This is a genomic window from Syntrophaceticus schinkii, from assembly GCF_000946815.1.
Taxonomy (GTDB): domain Bacteria; phylum Bacillota; class DSM-12270; order Thermacetogeniales; family Thermacetogeniaceae; genus Syntrophaceticus; species Syntrophaceticus schinkii.
This window is the reverse complement of sequence record NZ_CDRZ01000290.1, coordinates 1-3,295: the sequence shown is the minus strand read 5'-3', so window position 1 is coordinate 3,295 and position 3,295 is coordinate 1. Positions and strand designations below refer to the sequence as shown.

The window sequence follows — 3,295 nt, the reverse complement described above, 5'->3', positions numbered from 1 at the left end:
GCTGTCTAACAAGGCTGACAAGTGGCGCTGCCCACGATCACTGAGTCTGCGGCCTCTGCTATGATGGCGGCCTGCCTGGGGTTGGGAGACTGGCCGAAACCAACAAGCCAGGGGCAGGCTGCAATGTCTTCTCACCCCCTGCATGAACTCTTTTATATCTGGCGAAATGCCCTCTCTCATCCCTGTTACCCCGGTAAGGGAGACACAATAGATGAACCCCTGCGCGGCCCCTGAAATTTTCTCCAATCGCTTTGGTGTGGTTGTCGGTGCCACCAGGTAGATAAAATGCTGCCCCTCCTCTTTCAGCTCCTGAAGTAGAGGTGCGCTCTCCTCTAAAGGGAGGTCGGGAACAATGACCCCATCGACCCCCACTTCAGCGGCATCCACAGCGAAACGCTCCAAGCCGTACTGGAGCACCGGGTTGTAGTAGGTCATCAATAAAAGAGGGATTTCTGTATGTGAACGCAGGCGCCGCACCAGATCCAGGATTCCTTTCAAATTTGTGCCCGCGGCCAGAGACCGCAGAGAAGCCCTCTGGATCACCGGCCCATCAGCCATAGGGTCAGAAAAGGGAACCCCCAGTTCCACAAGGTCCACCCCCGCCCTTTCCATGGAGAGGACCAGCTTAAATGTTGTTTCCAGATCCGGATCCCCTGCAGTTATGAAGGCAAATAAACCCTTCTCCCCATTTTCGTTCAGTTTTCTTAGTCTGGCCTCAACACGATTTGTGTCCACTTCTTTCTCCACCTTCATCTTATCTCACACCCCCGTTTTCCTGTTGGGCTAACACCTGAGAAACCGCAGGCACATCCTTGTCCCCACGCCCGGAGAGGTTGATCACAATGACATCTTCCTTCCCCATGGCAGATGCCATTTTGACAACAGCAGCAACAGCATGAGCGCTCTCCAGGGCCGGGATGATCCCCTCTAAACGGGAAAGAAGCTGAAAGGCATCCAGGGCCTCCCGGTCCGTAACCGTTGTATATTTTGCCCGTCCTGTTTCTTTTAGATAGCTGTGCTCAGGGCCAACTCCCGGGTAATCCAAACCCGCCGCGATAGAGTGTGCAGTGAGCACCTGCCCGTGCTCATCCTGGAGCAGGTAGCTTAAAGCACCGTGCAGGACACCTGTGCGCCCGGCATTCAGTGTCGCCGAATGCTCCCCGGTTTCCAGACCGCGCCCAGCGGCCTCCACCCCAAGCAACTCTACAGCATCATCAAGAAAGGGGTAAAAGAGCCCCATGGCATTGCTTCCCCCGCCCACACAAGCCACCAAACAGCGGGGAAGTCGTCCCTCAGCTTTTAAAATCTGCTCCCTTGTTTCCCTCCCGATCACCGCCTGAAAATCCCTGACGATCATCGGGTAAGGGTGTGGCCCCCCTACAGAGCCCAGCAGGTAGTATGTGTTTTCCACATTGGTCACCCAGTCGCGGATCGCCTCATTCATAGCATCCTTCAATGTCCTGCTGCCGCTGGTCACAGACACCACCGTCGCCCCCAGCAGCCGCATGCGATAGACGTTCAGCTCCTGGCGGCGGATATCCTCCTCCCCCATGTAGACGGCACACTCCAGACCAAACATCGCCGCGGCGGTGGCAGTGGCCACACCATGCTGGCCCGCTCCGGTTTCAGCAACCACCCGCTTTTTCCCCATCCGCCGCGCAAGAATGATCTGCCCCATAGTGTTGTTGATCTTATGTGCCCCGGTATGGTTTAAATCCTCGCGTTTTAAATAAACCTTCGCCCCACCCAGATGGCGTGTCAGCCTTTCCGCAAAATAAAGGGGGGTCGGCCTCCCTACATAATCCCGCAGATAATACTGCAGCTCCTCCTTAAAGGCCACATCGATTCTCGCCTCACCATACGCCAGTGTCAGCTCCTCCAGAGCCGGCATCAATGTCTCCGGAACAAACTGCCCACCAAAATTCCCAAAATGCCCTCTGCTATCCGGTAATTCCATGCTCCATCCTCCTCTCAATATTGGGGTCAGGCTTGAGTAATTTACTTACGCGCTTATCCATCCCAGGCTCCCGGCAACTCTCCCGCCACAGCTTGATATGGCGGCCAATTCCGAAGATTCAGGGCTATCATCTGGGAACTCCCAGCAGTTCTGCCACCGCGGCCCTGATATCCCCGGGCACCCATCAGTGCTTCCCCTACCAGCACAGCATCAACACCCGCCTCAGCCAACCCAATCACATCTTCTCTACTGCAGATACCGCTTTCACTGACAACGACTCTCTCCTTCGGCACTGCTGAAATCAATTGATAGGTAACACCCAGATCCACCTGAAAGGTATGGAGGTTGCGGTTATTGATCCCCACCAGGAGTGCCTCTGTTTCCAATACCCTGCACAGCTCATCATGGGTGTGCACTTCCACCAAAGCGGCCATTCCCAGTTCTTTCACATAGCAGATATATTCCACCAACTGCTGCCGCCCCAAAATGGCAGCGATCAGCAGAACAGCATCCGCCCCCAGCAAGCGTGACTGGTAGATCTGGTATTCATCGATGATAAAATCCTTTCGCAGCAGGGGGAGTGAGGTCACCTCTTTCACAACCTTGAGAAAATCCGGATGCCCCTGAAAAAACCGCTCATCTGTAAGCACGGAAATGGCACTGGCCCCGGCCTCCTGGTAAAGGCAGGCGATCTGGCGCGGGTTAAAAGCACGGCAGATAAGGCCGCGGCTGGGGGATGCTTTTTTAATCTCGGCGATCAACTTGATGCCTTTCACCACACCCGTTCCCACACATGTTCCCGCATCCATCCTGCTGTCTGTCCCTAAACTTTCAGACCCATCATCACCCTGCTTCTTCCCTGGAGATTGCCCTTTAAAGCTGACGGGATGACCCTTTTCCGACCTCCTTGCACCCCGCTCCTGCTTCCGTTTCACCGTTTCATCACGCTCTACCGCATCCCACCGCATCCTCCCATAGAAGTCACAGGTAGATGAAATTCTGGCTGCCGGCCCCACCGCTTTATCTGGTTTATCCGGAGAAACCCCTTCATTCTGCTGTATCAGATCATCCCTCCGCACAGCACCGATAAAGCCCCTGGCCGGCGGAGCATCAATCCGCATCTTTAAATCCGACAGAGGACAGCGGCTCTTTGCTGTGGATACCTCTTCCCTTTTGGCCTCAACAATGCGCTCTAAAATCATCAAAACCCTCCTGTTATCGGAATTACTGCCTCTATAGGTGAAGCAGAGATAGGGTTACTGCTAGATTATCTGCCACTGCTGTCCCTGTTAATTGAATGAACCCCCTCATACAAAGAGAACTGCCCTTGGATCCTGC

3 protein-coding genes are annotated in these 3,295 nt (G+C 54.7%); all 3 read right to left on the bottom strand.

The features are described 5' to 3' along the window. Nucleotides 1-753: tryptophan synthase subunit alpha (gene trpA / locus SSCH_RS15070; RefSeq protein ID WP_052835723.1), on the bottom strand; the 753-nt coding region annotated here is incomplete at its 3' end. A gap of 1 nt (nt 754) precedes the next feature. After that, nucleotides 755-1,957, bottom strand: a complete 1,203-nt coding sequence (gene trpB / locus SSCH_RS15065) for a tryptophan synthase subunit beta (protein WP_044666197.1) — start codon at nt 1,955-1,957, stop codon at nt 755-757. 53 nt (nt 1,958-2,010) lie between these two features. Further along, nucleotides 2,011-3,159, bottom strand: a complete 1,149-nt coding sequence (trpC, locus tag SSCH_RS20550; RefSeq protein WP_052835722.1) for an indole-3-glycerol phosphate synthase TrpC — start codon at nt 3,157-3,159, stop codon at nt 2,011-2,013. Between the last annotated feature and the right edge of the window lie 136 nt (nt 3,160-3,295).

Bases quoted from the DNA above. Each gene is read 5' to 3' on its own strand.
- trpB (WP_044666197.1), bottom strand. From the start codon at position 1,957: ATGGAATTACCGGATAGCAGAGGGCATTTTGGGAATTTTGGTGGGCAG.
- trpC (WP_052835722.1), bottom strand. From the start codon at position 3,159: ATGATTTTAGAGCGCATTGTTGAGGCCAAAAGGGAAGAGGTATCCACA.